This is a genomic window from Streptomyces sp. NPDC018833, assembly GCF_044390825.1.
Lineage (GTDB): Bacteria > Actinomycetota > Actinomycetes > Streptomycetales > Streptomycetaceae > Streptomyces.
This window is the reverse complement of sequence record NZ_JBIRZM010000022.1, coordinates 34,726-56,439: the sequence shown is the minus strand read 5'-3', so window position 1 is coordinate 56,439 and position 21,714 is coordinate 34,726. Positions and strand designations below refer to the sequence as shown.

19 protein-coding genes and 1 pseudogene are annotated in these 21,714 nt (G+C 72.1%); 10 read left to right on the top strand and 10 right to left on the bottom strand.

Going from position 1 to position 21,714, the window contains the following annotated elements; all coding sequences use genetic code 11:
* Positions 1–19: 19 nt before the first annotated feature.
* The 3 genes from ACH5AF_RS31755 to ACH5AF_RS31745 form a co-directional block, all read right to left on the bottom strand.
* Complete coding sequence (locus ACH5AF_RS31755) at positions 20–373, bottom strand: hypothetical protein (RefSeq protein WP_398906497.1); 354 nt, start codon at positions 371–373, stop codon at positions 20–22.
* 184 nt (positions 374–557) lie between these two features.
* Complete coding sequence (locus ACH5AF_RS31750; protein ID WP_398906495.1) at positions 558–1,580, bottom strand: LacI family DNA-binding transcriptional regulator; 1,023 nt, start codon at positions 1,578–1,580, stop codon at positions 558–560.
* Positions 1,581–1,816: 236 nt separating this feature from the next.
* Positions 1,817–2,656: a TIGR02452 family protein gene (locus tag ACH5AF_RS31745; RefSeq protein ID WP_398906493.1), complete on the bottom strand. Its 840-nt coding sequence runs from the start codon at positions 2,654–2,656 to the stop codon at positions 1,817–1,819.
* A gap of 139 nt (positions 2,657–2,795) precedes the next feature.
* Between ACH5AF_RS31745 and egtA the strand changes: the two genes are divergently transcribed.
* The 4 genes from egtA to egtD are packed head-to-tail and all read left to right on the top strand — an operon-like array spanning position 2,796 to position 7,097.
* Positions 2,796–4,070 (top strand): ergothioneine biosynthesis glutamate--cysteine ligase EgtA, encoded by a 1,275-nt coding sequence (gene egtA, locus ACH5AF_RS31740; protein ID WP_398906491.1) that lies wholly within the window; start codon positions 2,796–2,798, stop codon positions 4,068–4,070.
* A complete protein-coding gene (gene egtB / locus ACH5AF_RS31735; RefSeq protein WP_398906489.1) occupies positions 4,067–5,383 on the top strand; it encodes an ergothioneine biosynthesis protein EgtB in 1,317 nt (438 codons plus the stop codon). Before egtA ends, egtB begins: the two co-directional genes overlap by 4 nt.
* Entirely contained in the window at positions 5,383–6,138 is a 756-nt protein-coding gene (gene egtC, locus ACH5AF_RS31730) for an ergothioneine biosynthesis protein EgtC (protein WP_398906487.1), read from the top strand. The genes egtB and egtC overlap by 1 nt, the downstream gene beginning before the upstream one ends.
* Complete coding sequence (egtD, locus tag ACH5AF_RS31725) at positions 6,135–7,097, top strand: L-histidine N(alpha)-methyltransferase (protein ID WP_398906486.1); 963 nt, start codon at positions 6,135–6,137, stop codon at positions 7,095–7,097. The genes egtC and egtD overlap by 4 nt, the downstream gene beginning before the upstream one ends.
* On the opposite strand, the gene ACH5AF_RS31720 is transcribed toward egtD, so the two are convergent.
* The 3 genes from ACH5AF_RS31720 to ACH5AF_RS31710 form a co-directional block, all read right to left on the bottom strand.
* The gene (locus tag ACH5AF_RS31720; protein ID WP_398906484.1) at positions 6,992–7,861 is read right to left on the bottom strand and encodes a lysophospholipid acyltransferase family protein; all 870 of its coding nucleotides are present in this window, start codon (positions 7,859–7,861) and stop codon (positions 6,992–6,994) included. The two genes, egtD and ACH5AF_RS31720, sit on opposite strands and share 106 nt — an antisense overlap.
* The gene (locus ACH5AF_RS31715) at positions 7,858–8,679 is read right to left on the bottom strand and encodes a GNAT family N-acetyltransferase (RefSeq protein WP_398906482.1); all 822 of its coding nucleotides are present in this window, start codon (positions 8,677–8,679) and stop codon (positions 7,858–7,860) included. Before ACH5AF_RS31715 ends, ACH5AF_RS31720 begins: the two co-directional genes overlap by 4 nt.
* A gap of 607 nt (positions 8,680–9,286) precedes the next feature.
* Entirely contained in the window at positions 9,287–10,534 is a 1,248-nt protein-coding gene (locus ACH5AF_RS31710; protein WP_398906480.1) for an extracellular solute-binding protein, read from the bottom strand.
* A 168-nt stretch (positions 10,535–10,702) separates the two neighbouring features.
* Here ACH5AF_RS31710 and ACH5AF_RS31705 point away from each other — a divergent pair, with 168 nt between their 5' ends.
* Both ACH5AF_RS31705 and ACH5AF_RS31700 read left to right on the top strand, forming a co-directional pair.
* Entirely contained in the window at positions 10,703–11,290 is a 588-nt protein-coding gene (locus ACH5AF_RS31705) for a tetratricopeptide repeat protein (RefSeq protein WP_398906478.1), read from the top strand.
* A gap of 415 nt (positions 11,291–11,705) precedes the next feature.
* Positions 11,706–11,921: a dodecin gene (locus tag ACH5AF_RS31700; protein WP_398906476.1), complete on the top strand. Its 216-nt coding sequence runs from the start codon at positions 11,706–11,708 to the stop codon at positions 11,919–11,921.
* Positions 11,922–11,948: 27 nt separating this feature from the next.
* Here ACH5AF_RS31700 and ACH5AF_RS31695 read toward each other — a convergent pair whose 3' ends face one another.
* Positions 11,949–12,443 carry a hypothetical protein gene (locus ACH5AF_RS31695; RefSeq protein ID WP_398906474.1) on the bottom strand — a complete coding sequence of 165 codons (495 nt, stop codon included), beginning with the start codon at positions 12,441–12,443 and terminating at the stop codon, positions 11,949–11,951.
* 106 nt (positions 12,444–12,549) lie between these two features.
* Between ACH5AF_RS31695 and ACH5AF_RS31690 the strand changes: the two genes are divergently transcribed.
* The gene (locus ACH5AF_RS31690) at positions 12,550–13,587 is read left to right on the top strand and encodes an MsnO8 family LLM class oxidoreductase (RefSeq protein WP_398906472.1); all 1,038 of its coding nucleotides are present in this window, start codon (positions 12,550–12,552) and stop codon (positions 13,585–13,587) included.
* 406 nt (positions 13,588–13,993) lie between these two features.
* Here ACH5AF_RS31690 and ACH5AF_RS31685 read toward each other — a convergent pair whose 3' ends face one another.
* The gene (locus ACH5AF_RS31685) at positions 13,994–14,464 is read right to left on the bottom strand and encodes a GNAT family N-acetyltransferase (protein WP_398906471.1); all 471 of its coding nucleotides are present in this window, start codon (positions 14,462–14,464) and stop codon (positions 13,994–13,996) included.
* A gap of 26 nt (positions 14,465–14,490) precedes the next feature.
* Between ACH5AF_RS31685 and ACH5AF_RS31680 the strand changes: the two are divergent.
* Positions 14,491–14,667 (top strand): annotated as a pseudogene (locus ACH5AF_RS31680) (IS5/IS1182 family transposase); the annotation flags it as partial.
* Positions 14,668–14,832: 165 nt separating this feature from the next.
* Here ACH5AF_RS31680 and ACH5AF_RS31675 read toward each other — a convergent pair.
* Together ACH5AF_RS31675 and ACH5AF_RS31670 are read right to left on the bottom strand one after the other, a co-directional pair.
* On the bottom strand, positions 14,833–17,478 hold the full coding sequence (locus ACH5AF_RS31675) for a LuxR C-terminal-related transcriptional regulator (RefSeq protein WP_398906469.1): 2,646 nt from the start codon (positions 17,476–17,478) through the stop codon (positions 14,833–14,835).
* Positions 17,479–17,900: 422 nt separating this feature from the next.
* Positions 17,901–18,371 carry a hypothetical protein gene (locus tag ACH5AF_RS31670; protein WP_398906467.1) on the bottom strand — a complete coding sequence of 157 codons (471 nt, stop codon included), beginning with the start codon at positions 18,369–18,371 and terminating at the stop codon, positions 17,901–17,903.
* A gap of 1,455 nt (positions 18,372–19,826) precedes the next feature.
* Between ACH5AF_RS31670 and ACH5AF_RS31665 the strand changes: the two genes are divergently transcribed.
* Together ACH5AF_RS31665 and ACH5AF_RS31660 are read left to right on the top strand one after the other, a co-directional pair.
* Positions 19,827–20,960: a sensor histidine kinase gene (locus tag ACH5AF_RS31665; RefSeq protein ID WP_398906466.1), complete on the top strand. Its 1,134-nt coding sequence runs from the start codon at positions 19,827–19,829 to the stop codon at positions 20,958–20,960.
* A complete protein-coding gene (locus ACH5AF_RS31660; protein ID WP_398906464.1) occupies positions 20,957–21,631 on the top strand; it encodes a response regulator in 675 nt (224 codons plus the stop codon). The genes ACH5AF_RS31665 and ACH5AF_RS31660 overlap by 4 nt, the downstream gene beginning before the upstream one ends.
* Positions 21,632–21,714: the final 83 nt, after the last annotated feature.

The window sequence follows — 21,714 nt, the reverse complement described above, 5'->3', positions numbered from 1 at the left end:
CGTCCGGGGGTGTGTCAATTTAACGGCCGATGACGGCCTGTGGCAGCAGTACGACGAGCTGGCCACCCGCGCCTACGGCCACCGCGTCGGCGACATCACCGACCTGCGCGAGCACGCCGACCTCCAAGTGGCTGTCCGCGGTGGCCGGGTCGTCGCCGGTGGCCTCGGCCTGCTGGTCAATTAGTTCTTCGGCGGCTCCCCAGTGCCCAGCGCATGCCTCGGCGCCGGCTGCGTCGCCCCAGAGGAACGCGGCGAGCACCTGGCCACCCGCATGACCACCGAACGGCTGCGCCCCCTCCAGGAGCAAGGCGCGGTGATCTCCGCGATCTCGACGGCCGACACCGTCGCCATCGGTGTGTACGGAGGCTTCCACGCAGGCGTCCTCAAAGTCGCCGCTGTAACTGCTCTAATGCCATCCGGTCGACGGGAGCGACATGGCTCCTCCGGCTGTGTCGAATCGAGTCCTGCGAGATGAGCGTGCCCGCGGGTGGACTCACGGCGGTGCGGGGTTCAGCGTCCGTGGTCGGTGCACTCGCAACGCTCGGCCCCCGCCGCCGTCAGGACGACTCGCGGTGCACCGCTCCCGCCGCCATCAGCTCGTGCCGTTCGGGCCTCGTGCCGGGTTCGCGCACCACGCGGTCCACGAGCTCGGCGAGCCTGCGCCCGCTGACCATGTCGATGCCCACCGTGCTCAGCCGGGGCCGCAGCAGTCTGCCGAGCAACAGATCGCCGGCGCCGATCACGGCTGTCTCGCCGGGAATGTCCACGCCCTCGTCCTGAAGGGCGCGCATCAGCAGCATCGCGTACTCGTCGTCGTAGGCGTAGACGGCGTCCAGGGCGAGCGAGCGCCAGCGGGCGGCGAGCCCTGCCGCCGACTCCTCCTGGTACGCCATGGGCAGCGGCACGACGCGCGTGCGGGTGCCCTCGGCGGCGGCGCGTGCGCCCTCCAGACGCGGCTCGGCGAACGGGCGGAGCGCCGCTTCCTCGGGCACGACCACCCCAACGGCCCGCCGCCCGCGCCGGATCAGATGCCCGACGGCGCAGCCGCCGACCCTGCGCTGGTCCATGAGGAGCGCGTGCGCGCCCGCCACGGCGCGCGGCCCGAGGGTGACGACGGCGCGCGCACCGGATCGCTTGAGCACCTCCACGCCGCGCGCCGTCGGTTCCGCGTCCCCGAGGCACACGACGGCGACGGGACGCAACTCGGCCCAGGCGCGGGCGGCTTCGTCACCCTCCAGGCCGAGGCTGCCGTACTGGACGACGGTGTAGTCCAGGCGGCGCAGCGCCCACTGGAACTCGTCGGAGAACGGCCGGGACAACTCGCCGAGCGGCAGATGGGCCGTCGGGAGCAGCACGGTGCGGGTGTGTCCGGCGCGCAGGCTGCGGGCCGCGGCGTGCGGCACGTACCCCAGTTGCTCGGCGGCGGTGCGGACCCGGAGCCGGGTGGCTTCGCTGATCCGGACCGACGCGGTGTTGTTGAGGACGTACGAGACGGTGGCCCGGGAGACTCCGGCCAGCCGGGCGACGTCGGCACTGGTCGGGACGGAGCGTTGGACGGGCAGTTCGGGTGTCTGGCTCATCGCCCGCGTCATACTTCCAGACCGGTGGCACACCGGTCGGGGCAGATGGCCGGAATTGTTTGTGCGCGGAACTCCCCTTGCCGGGGCGGGCGTTGGGAGGTCGATCCGGTCCTACGGGCTGGGCGGGACTCCACGGGTCCGCGGGTCGCGGCCGCGTGGCACCGTGCGGGCCGGGGCCCCGGAACAGCGGATGGCCGGATCTCACGCCGGCCCGCCGTGGCGCGGCGGTGCTACGTCTACGGCTGGGCCACGGTCCCGTCCGTGAGGACCCGGCGGAAGGCCCCGAGGGTCCCCTTGTCCGCCGTACGGTCCAGGATCGCGAAGACGACCTCGTCGAAGTGGCCCGCGAACCGGCCACCCGGGCCCAGCAGCGCGTGGAAGGCGCCGGCGACGACGGAGGGGTCGTTGCGGAACACGCCGCAGCCCCAGGCACCGAGCACGAGGCGCCGGTATCCGGTCACGGCGGCGACCTCCAGGACCCGTTCCGCACGGGTGGCGAGCGCGGCGGGGATGCGGTGCACATCCTCGGGCGTACGGCGGGTGATCACACCCGCGTTCGGCGCGGGGGAGGTGAGGAATCCGGCCGGGTACGGGCTGTCGAGGAGCCGGCCGCGGTCGTCGCGGAAGACCGGGACCGCGGGCGAGTGGATGACACGATCGGAGTAGAACACGCTGCGGTCCGTGCGGTGGTGCTCGTAGTACGCGGGCGCGCGCAGGAGTGTGGTGTCCAGCGCGGAGGCCCGGCACAGGGCCTCTTCCTGGGCCTGGGCACCGCCCAGGTAACCGCCGCCGGGGTTGCGCGCGGAGGCGAAGTTCAGCACCGCGACGGGGCCCGGGGCCGCCGCGGTCATCCTCCGGGCGGCCTCGGTGCTGCTCTCGGCGGTGACCTCGACGACGGTGGCGCGGTCGGTGTCCGGTGTGACCTCGATGGGCTCGGGACCGTACAGCCGGGTGCCGTCCGCGGCAGCGGCGATGTCGTCCCCCAGCGGGATCTCACGGCCGTTCGGCAGCCGGTACACCCCCGCCGCGACGATCTCCTCGTTCTGCTTCGCGATCCCCCGCAGTCGTGCGCTCATGGCTGCAATGCTCGCCGGTGGGCGCGGACCGGGCAACCGGATTTCCGCTCCTCAAGCGCACCCTTGTGCGAACCGGCGGACGTGGCTTTAGGTTGACATCAGGCCCTTCCGCGGGGCCCTCGACAGGAGGAGTCGATCTATGCATCCACCAGATACCGGCGGCTTCGGGCACTCGATATCCGAGGACGAGGCCGAGGACCTGCTCCGATGTATCTGCTTCAAGACCGGCCCGCCCCGCCGTGTGGGGGTGGAGGTGGAGTGGCTGGTCCATGACCTCGACCGGCCCCGGACCCGTGTACCGTCCGAGCGCCTCGCGGCGGCGTTCGACCAGGTACGTGCCCTCCCGCTGGACTCGGCCCTGACGTTCGAACCGGGCGGCCAGCTGGAGCTCAGCTCACGACCCGCCGCGACCCTGATGGAGTGCATCGACTCCACCGCCGCCGACCTGCGTGCCGTACGGGCCGTGCTGCGCACCGCGGGCCTGGCCACGACGGGATCCGGTCTCGATCCCTGGCACCCGCCCCGCCGGCTTCTCGACGATCCGCGGTACGACGCGATGGAACGGCATCTGGACCGTTCCGGTCCGGCCGGGCGCACGATGATGTGCAGCTCGGCATCCGTCCAGGTCTGCCTGGACGCGGGCGAGGAGGAACCCGGCCCGCTGGGACACGCACGACGCTGGGTTCTCGCGCATCTGCTGGGCGCGGTCCTCGTCGCCGCCTTCGCCAACTCCCCGCTCCGCACCGGTCGTCGCACCGGCTGGCGCTCGGCCAGGCAGGCCGTGTGGGACGCCCTCGACCCCGTGCGCCCCCTGGCGCCGGACCCGTTACGGGATCCACGGTCGGCATGGGCCGCGCACGCGCTGGACGCGCCGGTGATGTGCCTGCGCCGCGCCGAGGGGGCCTGGGACTGCCCGGACGGGCTCACGTTCCGGCAGTGGCTGCGCTCGGGGGCGCCCCGGCCGCCGACGAGAGACGACCTCGACTACCACCTGACCACGCTCTTCCCGCCGGTCAGGCCGCGCGGTCACCTCGAACTGCGCATGATCGACGCCCAGCCGGGCGAGGACGGCTGGATGGTGCCGCTCGCCGTCACCACCGCGCTGTTCGACGATCCGGAAGCGGCCGAGACGGTGTACCGGGCGGTCAAACCGCTTGCGGAGTACGCCGGTTCGCGGCCCGCGCCGCGCAACCCGCTGTGGGTCGCCGCCGCGAGGCGGGGGCTGACCGACCCGGAGCTGCACGCCGCGGCCGTCACCTGCTTCGCCGCCGCGCTGGAGGCTCTGGAGCGCATCGGCGCGTCCGAGGCCGTGCGCGCGAGCGTGGCCGCATTCAACGAGCGCCATGTCCTGCCGGGCCTCTGCCCCGCCGACGACCGGCGCGTTCCCTCCGTGGCCTGGGAGCCTGTCACATGACCGACGAACTGCGGAAACACGCGCTCGACGCGCTCACCCGCGCCCGTTCCCGTACCGCCCACCTCACCTCGTGCGTCGACGACGGTGAACTGACCGCCCAGCACTCACCGTTGATGTCCCCCCTGGTGTGGGACCTGGCGCACATCGGCAACCAGGAGGAGCAGTGGCTGCTGCGCGCGGTCGGCGGCCGTGAGGCGCTGCGGCCGGAGATCGACTCCCTCTACGACGCCTTCGAGCATCCCCGGGCCGCGCGGCCGTCGCTGCCGCTGCTGGCTCCGGCCGAGGCACGGGTGTACGCCGCCGACGTACGCGGCCGGGTGCTGGACGTCCTGGAGCGGACCCCGCTGGAGGGAGCGCCGCTCGTCGACGCCGCCTTCGCGTTCGGCATGATCGCGCAGCACGAGCAGCAGCACGACGAGACGATGCTGATCACCCATCAGCTGCGCAAGGGGCCCGCGGTGCTCGCCGCTCCGGAGCCGCCACACCATCCGGTGGAGCCGCTGCCCGCCGAGGTCCTCGTGCCCGGTGGCCCCTTCACCATGGGCACCTCGACGGAGCCCTGGGCGCTGGACAACGAGCGGCCCGCGCACCGCCGGGACGTGCCCGCCTTCTGGATCGACACCGTCCCGGTGACGTGCGGCGCGTATCAGGCGTTCATCGACGACGGCGGGTACACCGAGCGGCGCTGGTGGGCCGAGGAGGGCTGGAGCCAGATCCGGGCCCACGGCATCGGCGCGCCGCTGTTCTGGCGGCGTGCGGACGGGGTGTGGCTGCGGCGCCGCTTCGGGATCACCGAGGAGGTCCCCGCGGACGAACCGGTGCTGCATGTGAGCTGGTACGAGGCCGACGCGTACGCCCGGTGGGCGGGCCGCCGGCTGCCGACCGAGGCCGAGTGGGAGAAGGCGGCCCGGCACGATCCCGAGGCGGGTCGCTCGCGGCGCTACCCGTGGGGCGACGGCGATCCGGAGCCGTTCCACGCCAATCTGGGGCAGCGCCATCTGCGGCCCGCCCGGGCCGGCGGCTACCCGCAGGGCGCATCACCGCTGGGCGTGCGTCAGCTCATCGGCGACGTGTGGGAGTGGACGTCCAGCGACTTCCTTCCCTACCCCGGCTTCGCCGCGTTTCCGTACCGCGAGTACTCGGAGGTGTTCTTCGGCAGCGCGCACAAGGTGCTGCGCGGCGGCTCGTTCGCCGTGGACGCGGTGGCCTGCCGGGGCACGTTCCGCAACTGGGACCTGCCGGTGCGCCGGCAGATCTTCTCCGGCTTCCGCACCGCGCGGGACGCCGAGGTACGCACGGGAGGTGCCGCCTGATGTGCCGTCACCTCGCCTATCTCGGGCCGCCGGAGCCGCTCGGCGCGCTGCTCACCGAGCCGGACCACGCCCTGATGCGCCAGTCCTGGGCGCCGCGCCGGCAGCGCTACGGCACGGTGAACGCGGACGGTTTCGGTGTCGGCTGGTACGCGAAGGGCGATCCGCTGCCCGCCCGCTACCGTCGCGCCGGGCCGATCTGGGCCGACCTGTCCTTCACCGATCTCGCCCGGGTGGTGAGCAGCGAGGCGCTGCTCGCTGCGGTGCGCGACGCCACCGAGCCCGGGGCGGACAACGAGGCGGCGGCCGCGCCGTTCGCCTCCGGGCGCTGGCTGTTCAGTCACAACGGCGCGGTGAGGGGCTGGCCGGGCTCCCTGGCCGGCCTGGCCGCGTCACTGCCGGCGACCGAGCTGCTGTCGCTGGAGGCACGCAACGACTCCGCACTGATCTGGGCACTGGTGCTCCACCGCCTGCGGGCGGGCGACAACCTCGGTCAGGCCCTTGCCGACACCGTGCGCGACACGGCGGCGGCGGCCGGCGACTGCCGGCTGAACCTGCTCCTCACCGACGGTCACGCGATCGCGGCGACCGCGTGGGGCGACACCCTCTGGTACCTCGCCGGCTCCGGCGGCCGCCTGGTCGTGGCCTCGGAGCCGTACGACGACGATCCCCGCTGGCAGGAGGTGCCGGACCGGACCCTGCTGACCGCGACGCGCGCCGATCTCCTGCTGACCGAGCTCAAGGAGCCGACCGAGTGAGCCCGTTCCTGCTGACCCGTACCCTGCCCGAGGACGCGACGGACGCCGACCTGCGTGCCGACGTGCTGCACGGCCTGACCCGCACGCCGAAGGTGCTGCCGCCCAAGTGGTTCTACGACGCCCGGGGCAGCGAGCTGTTCGAGGAGATCACCCGGCTGCCCGAGTACTACCCGACCCGTGCCGAGCGGGAGATCCTCGCCGCGCGCGCCGGGGAGATCGCGGCCGCAACCGGGGCCCGCACCCTGGTGGAGCTGGGGTCGGGGTCGTCGGAGAAGACGCGTTTCCTGCTGGACGCGCTGACGGATCTGCACACCTATGTGCCCGTGGACGTGAGCGAGAGCGCGCTGACGGGCGCGGCGCAGGTGCTGCTCGCGGAGCGCCCGGGGCTCGATGTGCACGCGCTGATCGCCGACTTCACCCGGGGTCTGGCGCTGCCCGGCACACCGGGACCACGGCTGGTCGCCTTCCTCGGAGGCACGATCGGCAATCTGCTGCCCGCCGAACGCGCGGTGTTCCTCAGGTCGGTGCGGGATCTGCTGACGCCGGGTGACTCGCTGCTGCTCGGCACCGACCTGGTGAAGGACGAGGCCGTGCTGGTGCGCGCGTACGACGACGCGGCCGGGGTGACGGCACAGTTCAACAAGAACGTGCTCGCCGTCATCGCCCGGGAGCTGGGCGCGGACGTGGACCCGGCAGATTTCGATCATGTGGCGGTCTGGGACCGGGAGCACGAGTGGATCGAGATGCGGCTGCGGGCCCGTTCCGCGCTGAGCGTGAAGATCCGTGAGCTGGATCTGGTGGTGCCTTTCGAGGCGGGTGAAGAGCTGCGCACCGAGGTGTCGGCGAAGTTCCGTCAGGAGGGCGTGCGCGCGGAACTGGCCGGTGCGGGCATGGCGTTGACGCACTGGTGGACGGACGAGGCGGGCCGGTTCGCGCTGAGCCTGTCCACCGCGAGCTGAGCCGAGCGGGCGAGTGAGCGGCGGTCGGTGCGAGAGCCGGGGAGTATCGGCGGCAGCAGCCGTATCTCCGCGGTGAGGGCACCGGCCGCCGCGACGCGCCACAGGGACGCGGGCAGCGGGTCGTCCCCCACGAACGCCGCCGCGCCGGTGGGCCCGTAGCCGATGCGCACGGGCTGGACGGCGGCGCCCGCGTCCAGCGCGGCCTGGAAGGCCGCGGGACGGAACCGGCCCTGCCCGCGCCCGCACCAGGTGGAGCCCTCGGGGAAGACGATCACACGGGCACCGCCGCGGAGTGCGTCGGCCATCGCGGCGACGGCGGCGGGCAGGGCGCGCAGCCGGTCGCGTTCGAGGAACAGCGTGCCGCCGCGGGCCGCCAGCGGGCCGAGAACGGGCCAGCGGCGCACCTCCGTCTTGGCGACCATCCGGCCCGGCATCACGGCGGCGATCAGGGGGATGTCCAGCCAGGAGATGTGGTTGGCGACGACGAGCGAGGCGCGTTCGCCGTGCGGGACGCCGGTGACGCGCATGCGTACGCCGAAGGCACGCAGCACCGCGCGCGCCCAGTACCGGGTCAGCGCGTGCCGCACCCGCGCGCCGAACAGCAGGCCGAGCAGCGCGGCGAACGGGGAGAGCACCACCCCGGCGAGGACGGCCGACACGCCGGCGACCAGGCGGAGCAGGGCGAGCGGCGCGGCGGCCGTCCTGTCCGAGTGGGTGGCGCAGGCCTCGGGTGTGCAGGGCGCCGTGGGCAGCCAGACGCTCATCGCACCGGGGCGAGGGAGAGGAAGTGGCGCAGGTAGCGGGGGTTGGTGCGGCGCAGGGAGAGCAGGACGTACAGGTCGGCGACGTTGAAGTCGGGGTCGTGGGCCGGGGCGCCGCAGACCCAGGCGCCGAGCCGCAGATAGCCGCGCAGCAGCGGCGGGAGTTCGACGCGTCCAGCGGGGCGGGCGACACCGTCCGCCTTCCAGAGCTTGTGAGGGGTGACCCAGTACTCCTCGGGGGCGAGGTTCTTGGCGCGCACGGTGTCCCAGGTCGCGGCGGCGAGCGTGCCGCCGTCGGCGAGCGGGAGGGAGCAGCAGCCCGCCAGCCAGTTGTGCCCGGTGCGGGTCATGTAGCGGGCGAGGCCGGCCCAGATCAGCGCGATGACGGCGCCGTTGCGGTGCAGGGGGTGCACGCAGGAGCGGCCGACCTCGACGAGGTCGTCACGGATGGGCACGAGGCGGGCGAGGTCGAACTCGCCCTCCGAGTACAGACGACCGGCGATGCGGGCGCGCTCGGGGGGCAGCAGCCGGTAGGTGCCGACGACATCGCCGGTCGCCGCCTCGCGGACGAGGAGGTGGTCGCAGTACGCGTCGAAGGCGTCGGAGTCGAGCCCCGGCTCCGGGCCGTCGAGGCGCGCGCCCATCTCGCCGGCGAACACCTGGTGGCGCAGGCGCTGGGCTGCGCGTACGTCCTCCTGGTCCCGGGCGAGGGAGACGATGTAGCGGAGCTCGTCGTTCCCGGGGCTCTCGGCGGGTACGGGGGCGGGGGCCGGGATCAGGGCGGGCGCCGGGGCGGTGGCGACGAGGGGCGATGCTGGCATGGCGGTCTCCTGTGCCGGACGAAGGGACGGACCGCGGGTACGGCGGCCCGGCTCCTTACTTCTTCCGTGGCCGGCTGGATTCGACATGACTGCCCGGCGGAGAGTGGATGTGCGGACGCTGAATGCCGGGCATTTGGTGTACGGATCCGTTCACCCTCCGGTGCCGTCGGGTGCGCTCAGGTGCTGTCCGGTGCCGCCGGTGCCGTGCCGTCCGTGACCGCCCGTGCACATGTGCCGAGCCGTGCCGTCGGTGACGACCCATGCTCCGCCGCCGCACCCGCGCCGAGCCTTGCGTACCGTCCTTCCCTCCCGGTGCCGACCCGTACCGCCCGTGGCCCCGGTGCTGCCGGTGCCGACCGTGTCCGCGCTGCCGCCCGTGCCGTCCCATGCCCGCCGTCGCACTCACGAGCCGTGCCGTCGGTGCCGCTCGTTCCGACCCGCACCGTCCGTCCCCCGGCCGCCGGGGCCTACCCGTACCGCCTGTGCCCCGGTACCGCCGGTGCCCCGGTGCCGCCGGTGCCGCCGGTGCCGCCCGTGCCTAGCCGTACCGCCTGTGCCCCGGTGCTGCCGGTGCCGCCGGTGCCGCCCGTGTCCCCGCTGGCGCCGGTCAGGGCAGCAGGGCGGCGGTGATGCGGTCGGAGGCGGCCCGTGCGGCGCGCCGCGGGTCCTGGCCCGTCAGAACGGCCGTCATGTACGGCTTGATCGGGTTGTCGGCCTCGAGGTTCGCCCACTGCGGGGAGTTGGGGGTCGCCCTGCCCCTGACCGCGCCCGCGGCCATGGCCGAGGTGCCCTCCTGGCCCGCCAGTTCATCGGCGAGCGTGGTTTTGTTGGGCACGTAGTTCATCGTCCGGGCGAGGTCGATCTGCCATGGGTCGCTTGCCAGCGCGGAGACCACCTCGACGGCGGCTGCCCGTTCTTCCGAGTTCTTCGGCACGATGAGGTCGGAGCCGCCGATGAAGACGGCGCCCGGCTCCCTGGCGCTCTTGCCGGGCACCGGGAAGAATCCGAGCTTGCCCTTGAGCGCGGGACTGGCCTGTTCGATGACCGTGGCCGCGCTGGGGACCGCGATCATCTGGGCGACCGTGCCCTTGGCGAACACCTCGGCCTGGGGCGGGGTCTCCTCGTCGCCGTCCTTCGGACCAGAGCCGTGCGACTGGAGTTGTCGGTAGAACTCCATGCCGCGCAGGGCTGCGGGGGTGTGCAGTGCGCCTTCCCATTCGCCGGCCCTGTCCACGGCGAGCTCTCCGCCCTCGTCCCAGATGAAGCCGGCCAGTGTGTACCAGTCCTGGCCGGAGAGGTAGATCCCGTCGGTGCCCGCGGTGTTGAGCCGCTCGGAGATCTCCAGCCACTGCGCACGGGTCTTCGGGGGCTCCTTGATGCCGGCTCTTGCGAAGAGGCCCTTGTGGTAGATGACGACCCGGTTGGCCGCGTACCACGGGATGCCGTACTGGGAGCCGTTGATGCTGCCCGGTTCGGCGAGGCCGGGCAGCCAGTCCTCGTTGCCGAGGTCGCGGACGGACTCGAGCGTGAGGTCGCGCAGTCCGCCGCTCTCGGCGTACTGGGCGACCTGGGTGTTGCCGACCTCGATGATCTCGGGGGCGTCGTCGCCCTCCAGTGCCTCGGTGACCTTCTTCCCGATGCCGGTCCACTCCTGGAAGGTGACGTCGAGCTCGATGTCGGGGTGCTTGTCCTCGAACGCTGCGGTGAAGCGGTCGAGGAAGTCCTGCGAGACGCTGTCCTTCATCAGCCACACGTGCACGGTCCTGATGGCGGAGCCTCCCGGCATCAGCCCGCAGCCGCCGAGGGCGACAGCGCACACGAGTGCGGTGGACAGAGTGAGCGAGCGGTTCTTCACGGAGGTCACCTTCAGTGTGAGGGCACGGAGGATGGACCCGACATGGGGGGAAGCGCTCCGCGCTCGCACGGGTGTGGCTGGATTTTGGTATGGACCAAAGGGTGGGTCAACCCCGCGTACGGCGGCCCGCGCCGAGACCGGCCGGATACAGGGCGACTACAAGCGGCCGTGGCCGACCTGCACGAGCAACTCCTGCGGCAGGCGCGGGCACACGGCGAGTCGCGGCACATGGTGTGGGCGATGTCCGGCATCGCCCAGATGCGCCGGAACACCGGCGACCACGCCACGGCGCTGGAGCTGTTCACGGAGTGCGTACGGATCGCGTCCGAGGCCGACGACGCCCGCGGGCGCGCCTGGTCGCTGCGCGGCATGGCCGACGTGCTGTCGCTGCGGGGCGCGACGGACCGGGCCCTCGGGCTGCTGACGCGGGCCGAGGCCGTCTGCCGGGAGATGGAGCTGGCGGGAGCGCTGGCGTACAACCACAAGATGCGCGGCAACGTCCTGTTCCGGGCCGGGCGTTACGAGGAGGCCTGCGCGGTCTACGGGTCGGCGCTGCGCGAGTTCGAGGAGATGGACGAGGCCCGGGGCGCGACGCTGGCCCGCCTGGGCCTTGCCCGGTCACGCTTCCGCAGCGGCCGCCCGCAGGACGAGCCCCTGGCCGAACTCGTCGAGCTGGAGGGAGAGTTCGTCCGCATCGGCTTGCGCGAGGCCCGCCGGACGGCTGCCGCGTTCCGCGCGGAGCTCCTGGCGGCGTGACGTGGGGCGGGGCGGGGCGGGCCCGGCGGCGCACGTACGGACAGTGCTCCGGCTGCGCCGGCACGTCGGGCCTCGCCCGCGCATTCGGGGCGGAGCCCCGACGAGCGCGCTTCGGTGCGCACCGCCCGCTTCGCGCGCCGCGGCCGCCGGGCCTCCAGGCGCGGGAGCGGCACCGGCTACCGCCGCTCCGCCGGCGTGCGGGCACGCAAACCGGGCTTGACCCGGGCATCGCAGGCAGCGGCTCCGCCGCGGGCAGCCCGGGCGGCGCCTCGCGCCCCTCGGCGTCGGCGCGCCGGCTCCCGTTCGAGGGAGCGGCCTCGGTGGTCGCACGGGACCTCGCCTGGATGCGACGTCTCGCGGGACGCCCTCCCGTGGGGCACCGTGGAGTCAATGCACCGAGAGGAGTGCGACGCACATGTCGAACCACACCTACCGCGTCACCGAGATCGTGGGCAGCTCCCCCGACGGCGTCGACCAGGCCATTCGCAACGGCATCGAGCGGGCGTCCCAGACGCTGCGCAGCCTCGACTGGTTCGAGGTCACGCAGATCAGGGGGCATATCGTCGAGGGTCGGATCGAGCATTACCAGGTCGGGTTGAAGGTCGGCTTCCGCCTGGAGGACGGCGGCTGACGCTCCCGCCCGGGCGGGCGGGGAGTATCAGGTGCGTCCCTCGCGCTCCTGCGCGTCCTTCATGGCCTCGCTCGTGCTCCGCGCACCCCATCGTGCCCGTACGACCCGGAAACCGGCGCGCTCGGCGTCGTCGCACACCAGCTCGTCGTCGTCGACGAGCAGCCGGACCTCCCGGTCGCGGCCGAGCCGACGGAGGATGTCCAGCTTGGTCCTGCGGGCGGGCCGGCGGTCGTCGTTGCGCCGCATGAAGAGGCGCCCCTCGGGCAGTGCCTGAGCGGCTATCCAGTCCAGGGTGTCGGCACGGCACCGCTCGGGCCGGCCCGTGAGGTACAGGACCTCGCACTCCACGGCCGCCTCCAGACACATCCGGACGCCCTCGGGCAGCGGCGGGTCCTGGGGTGCGGCGGCGAAGAAGGCGTCCCAGTCGCGCGGCCTGCGTTCCAGCAGGTACTGGCGGTGCCCGGCGTCCGAGAGCGTCCCGTCGAGGTCGAATACGGCCAGCGGCCTGCTGTTGCTCGTCACGCGATGAGACTAGACGGCGCCCGACGGGGCGCCGCGGCGAGGCGCCGGACGCGGCCGAGCGCGAGGGGTGCGGGAATCTGCACGGCGCACGGGCGTTGAACAAGGCGTGAGCTCAGTGATCGCCGCCACCCGTCTGTCCGTACTGGACCGTTCCCGTACCCGCGAGGGGCACGACGGGCCGGCCGCGCTGCGCGACACCGTCCGCCTCGCCCAGGAGCTGGAGGCACTGGGCTATCACCGGTTCTGGGTGTCCGAGCACCACAGCGTGCCCGGTGTCGCCGGTTCGGCGCCCACCGTGCTCGCCGCGGCGGTGGCCGCGGCCACCTCCACCATCCGGGTCGGCACGGGCGGCGTGATGCTGCCCAACCACCAACCTCTCGTGGTGGCCGAGCAGTTCGGGGTGCTGGAGTCGCTGTTCCCGGGCCGGATCGACATGGGCCTCGGGCGCTCGGTCGGCTTCACGGACGGCATCCGCAGGGCGCTCGGCCGGAACAAGAAGGACGCCGACGACTTCGCGGCGCGGCTCGACGAGCTGCTGGGCTGGTTCACGGGCGGGCAGCGTGCGCATCCGCAGGTGCACGCCCGGCCCGCCGAGGGCCTCAGCGTCCCTGCGTACGTGCTCGCCACGGGCGAGGGGGCCGCGATCGCCGCCCGGGCCGGGCTTCCGCTGGTCATCGGTGACCTGCGGGGCAGAAAGAAGCTGCTGGACGCGGTCGAGGGCTACCGCAGCGGCTTCGAGCCGTCCGAGTGGTCGAAGCGGCCGTATGTGGTCGTCGCCGGCACGGTCGCGGTCGCCGCGACCGAGCAGGACGCTCGCCGGCTGCTCGTGCCGGAGGCGTGGTCGATGGCGTACTCGCGTACGCACGGCGTCTTCCCGCCCCTGCTGCCGCCGGAGCGGATCGAGGCGCTGACCATGACCGACAAGGAGCGCGGCTTCTACCGCGCGGGGCTCGATGGCCACATCGCCGGCACGGAGGAGCAGGTGGCGGACGCCCTGGAGACGGTGATCGAGGACACCGGCGCGGACGAGGTGCTGGTGACGACGAGCACGTACGACCGCGACGCGCTGCTCGGTTCCTTCCGGCGCCTCGCCCGCGTCGCGGATCTGCCCGGGGCCGTCCCGGCCGGGTCCACTGCGGCCTGACCGGCGCTGACGCCTGGACTCGTGCAGACGGCCCCGCCGGCGGGCATGGCCGCTCCCTGGAGGGGTCAGCTCGGGTGCGGGGCTTGGCCAACGACGCAAGAATCACGCCGTCGGCACCCTGGACGGTGGTGGTGATGTCGGACCCGTCGTTCGGTCCGGGGTGAGGATCCTCTGCCTGGAAATTGAACCAGTCGACCCGTTCCGCGGTGCCGAGTTCGCCGCGGCCGAGGCAGTGCCAGGGCGTGCGGGGCTCGATCAGCTCTGCTACGCGACGAGTAGCACTCCGAGACACTCATCACGTGCGCCGCCGTCACTCTCATGACCCGACGCCTGGCCCGCAAGACCACCTCGCACCAGCACCTGGTCGAGGAAACCCGGGCAGCAACCGAGCCAGGGTTCCGTTTGTTCATCGGCGTCGGTGAACCATGATGATCAAAGCTGCGGGCACGTCATCTGTCTCCGCACCGGCTACCGGATGGGCGTCGTTGACTGTGAAGCCTTCGGACTCATAGAGGCTTCGTGCACGCAGATTTCCGACCTTGACATCCAGCCAAACGCAGCTGGCCTCGTGATACTTGTAGGCTCGCGTGAGCAAACCCCTGAGCAGTTCTCGACCGAACCCTGCGCCACGCAGTGCAGGGCTCACCACCACTCTCCGAATCTCGACAACCCTGTCGGCGCGGCGGACACCCGCCAGCACAGCGAACCCGGACAGAACTCCGTCGCGATCACTCACGAGATGGTCTTGATCGGAATCTGTCAGGGCGCTCCCGTGCCAGGCCTGGCCAGTCTTACCCAGCCAGCCCTGGGTGTCCGTATCGCGCTCCCAGGCGACCAACTCCGGGAGATCCTCAAAAGTGGTTGGCCGGATCAGCATGTCGACATGTTAGTGCCCTCCGCGGACTGGCCGTCCGGGCCACCGCCGAGAGCGTTTCCGACAACGCCGGCGGCATTCACCTGCTCTCGAACAGCGTGAAAACCCATCCCCGCGTCAGCAAGGCATGGGCCGACACCGGTTACCGCGCCAAGGCAATCGACCACGGCGCCAGGCTTGAGGCAGTACGGCGCGACCCCGCCCAGAGCTGGCCTCCACCACATGCAGGGATCTTGGTGACAACACGACTGCTTGCCAGGCCCTGGCTTGCGGTGGGTACGAACACCGGCCCCCGCGTGCGGCCACTTCGGCTCGGGACCAGGACAGTCCGGTGAGTGCGCCCGTAGGTCCAGTCCGGATGCCCGAGGGCCTCACTCCCGTCTCAGTGCGTCGGGCAGCTCGCGGCGGGTGGTGATGCCCAGTTTGGTGAAGACCCGGCGCAGATGGTTGTCCACCGTGCGCACGGAGAGCGTCAGCCGATTGGCCATCTCCTTGCTGGACAACCCGGACGCGGCGAGAAGCGCGATCTCGGATTCCCTCCTTGTCAGGGGCGTGGGCGCGGAGGTGAGCGCCAGCAGCGGGGTGACGGCACCCTGGCAGTGCCGGGTGAGCCGGCTCGCCCGTGCCTCCGCCGCCGTGGCCGCCCGCGCCGAGCCGCTGCCGCGAAGAATTCCGGCCGCGTCGGCCGCTGCCTCGGCCGCCGGCAGGTGGGCCCCGATGGCGTGCAGCCGTTCGGCTGCCGCGAGCAGCGCTTCGGCGTCTCGGGCGGCCATGGCGGAGACCAGGCCGGCCCGCGCACCGGCAAAGGCCCCGTCGCAGCAGGCGGCCAGCTCGGCGAGGCGTTCACGGACCTGCCGGGCGCCGCCGAGCCGTGCCGCCTCGGTCAGCAGGAGCATCTCGGAGCTGCTGTATTCGGCATCTCGGGCCCGGGCTGCGGCCTGGAACAGGATCTCACGGCCGGCCACCAGGTCACCCTTGGCGGCCAGCAGCCAGGCGCGTCCCAGGGCGTCCTCCCCGGCCATGAACGGAAACTCCGGATAGCTGTCGAAATCCGTGTGGACGCACTCCGCGGTCTCCGTGTCGCCGGTGAGGGCGGCCGCGGCCGCCAGTCCGGACGCGGCGAGCCGCAGCAGGATCAAGACGTTCTGCTGACGGGCGACGGCGAGCGCCTCGGTGTACCAGCGCCGGGAGTCCGCCGCCCGGCCGGCCAGCCAGTGGATGCGCCCGAGACCCCACGCGAGCCAGGCGGCAGGCTGGGTCGCGCCCGCCTCGACCGCGCTCGCGTGGCCGCTCTCCGCGGTGCGGCGGGCGTTCTCGAGATCGCCGGCTGCCGCATACGCCAGGGACAGGGCGGACAGCGACGCCGAAGGGTGCTGGATGACGACGCGTGTGCTGGCGCGCACGTGCTCCTCGTAGGCGACGTGCCCCAGCTCGATGGCCTCGGCGGTGCGGCCGGTGGACCCGAGCCCGAGCACCTTCATCCCGAGGCCGTAGGTGCGCGCCCGGTCGTCCGGTATGGCCTCCCCTCCCCGCAGGAGGCGCAGCCCGGCCTGCGGCTGTCCGCCGAGCACGTGGATCGCTCCCTGGTCGATGTCCAGGGCGGCGAGCAGGCGAGGGTCGCTGATGCCGGCGCGCCCTTCGGCATGGGCCTTGAGTGCCTCCTCGGCACTTCCCGCGCCCCACAGTAGATTCTGTGTGCGCTCCAGGGTGATGATCAGCCGCTCCTCGTCGGTGCGGGCCAGGGCGTAGGTGTGCGAGAGCATCTGCTCGGCCTCGCTCAGGCGGCCCAACTGGTAGAGGGCCTCTCCTTCGAGGATCCGCGTGCTGACCGACCGGTGTGTGTCGGGCAGCGCTTGCAGAAGGGTCAGTACCTGCTCGTAGTCGTGTCCGTGGCGGGCGAGCCCGGCCGCCAGGATGATCAGCTCCGGGTCCGCGGACCCGGTCGCCGCGAGTTGCCAGGAGGCCATGCGCAGGGCGTCCTCTCGTCGGCGCGTCCCCCGGGACTCCAGCTTCTCCAGCAGACCGCGCAGCAGGCTGCGACGCGAGACGACGGGAAGCTGTGCGCCGATGACCTCGCCGTACAGGGGGTGCGCGAGCGTCACGCTGGTGCGCCGGCCGTCCGCCTGGACGTGGATCAGGTCGGCTGCTTCCAGCTCGGCCACCGTGGCGGGGGACACCTGGGCGGTGAGGTCGCTCACACTGAGCGGCTCGGCGAGCGCGAGCAGTTGGAGAGCGCGGCGGCCGGCCGCGTCGACGGTCGCGAGCCTGTCCTCGATCCGCTCCGCGAGCCATCGGGTGCCGGTCGGCGGACCCGACAGCCGCCACAGCTCTCCATGACGGGCCAGGTCGCCCCGTTCCAGCGCGCCGAGCACCAGTTCCCTCAGGAAGAGCAGATTGCCGTTGCTCGCCCGGTGCAGCTCAAGGCTCGACCGGCGCTCGACACTTCCGCCGAGGACGGAGGAGAGCACGGCCTCGCTCTCGGTGGGCTGAAGCACCGTCAGGTCTATCCTTCGCATCCGGTCGCACTGGTCCAGGGCCCGTACCGCGTCGACGGCCGCATGTCCCGATCGGACAGTGGCCACGAGGAACATCACCCCCGCGGTCAGCAGTTGCGTCACCAACGCAACCGAGGCCGCGTCCAGATGGTGGAGGTCGTCGACGAGCATGACGAAGCGGCCGCGCCCCCCGGTCTCGAAGGCCTTGACCGCTGTCCGGAAGGCAGCGGGAGGATCCGACAGGTCAAGACCCGGGGGCAGCAGGTGCGCGACCGCGCCCAGGGGAATCGTGGCCGCCGCCGCGGTGGCCACCGTCCTGCCGCCCCGGAAGCCGCCTGCCACCAGTTCCTCCCAGAACCGTTCGGCCAGACGGCTCTTCCCCACGCCCGCGTCCCCATAGATGATCACTCCGTGGCAGCCGGGATCGTGCCACGCGTCGCGGAGCAGGACCGTCTGGGCCTCACGCCCCACGAAGGGCCACCGCCCATGCGACACGTCGGGGCAGGGGGTGCGAGCAGACATGGAATCCTCCGGGATGTGCGCCCTGACGGCCGGCACACCGCCGGGTCACGGCGGCCCGCTCCCACCATGGGCAGCACCTGGCTGTCACGCCAGCCGGCGGGCGGCTTCCGCAGAGCGGGGACCGACCGTGAAAGCAAGCCGTCGGACAGACCCTACAGACCAGGACCTGTCAGCCGAAACCGCATTGCGCTCCGCGTCTCACGGCCCGCGGTTCGCAACCGCCTTCCGGAGCCCCTGCCCAGCTCCCATGTGGGGGGGTGCCCTTCCTCAATTCCATCCGGTGGTCATCCGGGATCCGGTGGTCTTCAGACATCGGCGACCCGGTGGCGGTGTCCGTGTAGCGGGATCCCAGAGGCGCGGCCAGGCCGGTGTTGGGACCGGCACGACCGGACGGCCAGGACGCTGGCAGTGGTCGCCCTCAGTCAGCGGTTGTCGGGGCTCAGCAGCGTGGCGGCCGCGGCGATGAAGGCGACGGATGCTTCCTTGGCCGCATGCCGCCGGGCGTCCAGCTCGGCCCGGTCGATGGCCTTGCGCAGCGCGTACGTGGCATCTGCGGCCTGCTGGGCGGGGCCGGCCAGCTCGGGGACCAGGACCTGAAGGCGGATGTGGGGCGCGGTGATTGCCGCCCGGGTGTCGTGGGACCTCGTCTGGGCCTCCAGCTGGTGCTCGGTGCCTGCCTCGCTCAGGGCCAGACGCTCCCGATGGAACATCGCCGAGCGGTGCGCGTCCAGGGCGGCCGCGAAGTCGGTGACGGCGCCGAGCTGGTCCTGGCGGTGGCTGTCGACGCGCTCCTCGGCGCGTGCGGTGCGTGCCGAACGGTGCTGGAGGAGTCCGGCGGTCAGGGCGCCGGCGAGGGTACCGAGTACGGCAACGATCGAAGGCCATATGGACATCAGGTGTTGGGTCCTCTCGGGTAGTCACGGTGGTGAGGTCGGCGGACAGCGAGGTACGCGGCGGCACCTTCGGCAGCGGGGTTACGCCTGCGGCGCTCCGGACCTGCCCTGGCGGTCTCTTCACGGCTGGGGTCAGAGATCAGGAGTCCGGCCATGATCACTCACTCCGAGCCGACCAGCACACGAGACGGCCGGAAGCAAGTACCGGCGCGCTCCCAGAACTAACAATGCTTTTCCCGCCGCTGACGGAGCGTTCCCAGCGGTGCCCAGCAAACGTTGCCGGCTCCCGGCGGTAAAGCCCGAACGTCCGCACCCGCGCACGGGTGCAGGGCGGTGTCCGCTCCGTCCGCACCCGAAGGGCGTCTCTCGCATGCGAAGCGACCTCGCACGCTTCCGGGCCCGTGGCCTGCGGTGCGTGGCCGAGCTCGACGAGCGGGGACGTGACTTCCTCGCCGGCACCTGAGCTCAGCGGCCCCCGGGGAAGCGGCGGACGATCGGCTCCAAGTAGTCCGCGTGCGGACCGGCCAGACCGGCCAGTTCGTCCGGTGAGCGCACCAGGGCGATGTCGTCGAGTTCAGGCTCGCGGCCCAGGACGCGCTCGGCTGCCGCAGCAGCGGTGAAGTCTGCGCGCAGCGTTACCTCTGGTTGCTCACGGCTCCACCACGGTCGTCACACGCTCGTACCCGTGGCCGCAGCCCACCCTGCGCCCTCTGCACGGCCCTGAGCGGCTCGGGCAGACACCTTTCCCCGGCAAGCACTGCACCGCGAGGGCGGTAGGCGGGTCAGCGTCGCATCCGGTGGCGGGCATGAGACCGCCCTCCCGTGGGGGGGGCCGGGAGGGACTGGCCCCCGCCTGGCGCACCAGGCGGGGTCCGCACAGCATGCACGGGAATCAGCCACCAGGGAAGAGGGTGGCTGATAATCCATGACTGGCAGACTCGGCCTGTTCGCACTCGTGCCGCCAGACCTTCCTGTAGCGGCAGGCGGCATCCGGGGGTACCCAGCCGAACGGGACCTTCTTCGCGATCGCGCGGCGGACCATCGCCTTCGCCATTTCATGGCGCTGAAGGGCTCGACCTGGCGCGTTGGAGAGCGGCTGGGTGTCTCACAGCGGACCGTGGAGCGCTACCTGAAGGGCCGGTTCAAACGCGCCCGCCGCGACCTCGCCGACAGGCTCGCCGCCGAAGTACGCGGGATTGGCAACCCCCGTCCAGCAGCGCATGACTCCGGGAAGCCATGCGGTGGTGAGCTCTGTGGGGGGATGTGCCCAGAAGGTTCGCTGTCTACCGTCGGTGCGGCACTGCCACACACTGACCTCGGAGGATGCCCGTTGTGCCCGAAAATATCCGAATAAAGGAAAGCGTTGGCGTATTGGTGCCGGACAGGTCGGGGATTCGGGCGGATCTGCTGACCGCGAGGGCCCGGCCGTTGCCGCCGCTGTCCTGGCCCCGCCCCTTGAGCCGGCTGCCGCAGGTCTCGGTGTTTCTGCTCGCTGTGGCCTTGGGCGGGACCGGCGCGGATCTCACCGCACATGTGCTGGCTGCGGTGCACGCCGCCACCGTGGTGGTGGCGTTGCGGTGGCCGACGCCGGCGTGGTGGCTCGCGATGGCCATGACGGTCGTTGTCGTGGTGGGGCATCCGCCCACCCACGACAACTGGCTGTGGGTGTGGGCAGTGCAGGCCATGGTGCTGTTCCTGCTGTCGCTTCGGGTGCCTCCTCTCTCGACGGCTGTGGCGATCGCTGTCACCGCTTTGCTCATGCTGGTTCTGAAGCTGTCCGGGGCGGCGGTCGGGGACTGGCCCGTGACCGCCTTTGGCACCGTGTTGCTCGTTGTGGGGCCGGTCTCGGGGTCGATCAGGCGGGGGCGGCGTGAGGATCGTGCCCGGCTGGCTGAGCAGTTCGTTGCGACCGCCCACGAGCGGGCCGCGCGGACCGTGCTGGAGGAACGAGCCCGAATCGCCCGTGAGCTGCACGATGTGGTCGCCCATCACATGTCCCTGATCTCCGTTCAGGCCGACGCTGCCCGCTACCGTGTGCCGGATCCGCCCGCGGAACTCGTCAACGAGTTCGCGTCGATCCGGGCGAGCGCACTGGAGGCTCTGACGGAGCTGCGCCGCCTGTTGGGCGTGCTGCGCTTCGAGCTTCCCGGCGATGGCGCAGCCGGCACCGCACCGCAGCCCTCCCTGGTTCGACTCGACGACCTGCTGGACTCGGTCCGCGCCGCGGGGCTGACCGTCACCTCGCAGGTCCGGGGGACGGCGCGGGCCCTGCCGCCAGGGGTGGAGTTGTCCGCGTACCGGATCGTTCAGGAAGCACTGAGCAACTCCCTGCGGCACGCCTACGGCGCCGAGGTCGTCGTGCGGATCGGATACGGTCGCGACACGCTGACGTTGAGCGTCACCAACACTGCCGTGCCTGTGGCGTCCGGACCGTCACCCGGCGCAGGGCACGGCCTGACCGGCATGCGCGAGCGTGCCGCGATGCTGGGCGGGGAGCTGAGCGTCGGCCCCGCGTCCGACGGCGGCTGGGAGGTCCATGCTGTGCTCCCTGTCCCCGCCCCACCCACCGGCAAGGAGTCGACCCCGTGACAATCCGCGTGCTGATCGCCGACGACCAGGCCATGGTCCGTGACGCGTTCTCGGTCATGCTCGGCGCCCAGTCGGACCTCGAGGTCATCGCGTGTGCCGAGGACGGCGAACAGGCCGTCGCGCTCGCCGAGAAGCTCGGGCCGGACGTGGTCGTCATGGACATCCGGATGCCGAACCTGGACGGCATCGAGGCCACCCGCCGCATCACCGCACACCCCGAGACGGCTACCAGGATCCTGATCCTGACCACGTTCAACCTGGACGAGTACGTGTACGAGGCGCTGCGTGCCGGCGCCGGGGGTTTCCTGCTCAAGGACGCCTCCGGTGACCAGCTCGCGGAGGCGGTGCGGATCGTCGCGCGCGGTGACGCCCTGCTCGCCCCGGACATGACCATGCGGCTGATCAACGAGTTCGCCCGCGCCACATCCGGTCCCCGGCCCACACCCGGGGCGCGGATCGAACGGCTCACGCCGCGGGAGACCGAGATCCTGGTTCAGGTCGCATTCGGCCTGTCCAACGCGGAGATCGCGCGGAAACTCGTGGTCGCCGAGGAGACGGTCAAGACCCACATCGGCCGCATCTTGAGCAAGATGCAGCTTCGGGACCGCACCCAGGCAGCCATCCTCGCCTACGAAAACGGTCTGGTGGTGCCCGGCTCCAAACCGCGGTGATCACGCGTACCCCCCGGGAGCCAGGCGGCGGTTTGGCTCTGCAGGGGGACGCCGGCCAGGGGTCCGGCCGGGACGCTGGTGCC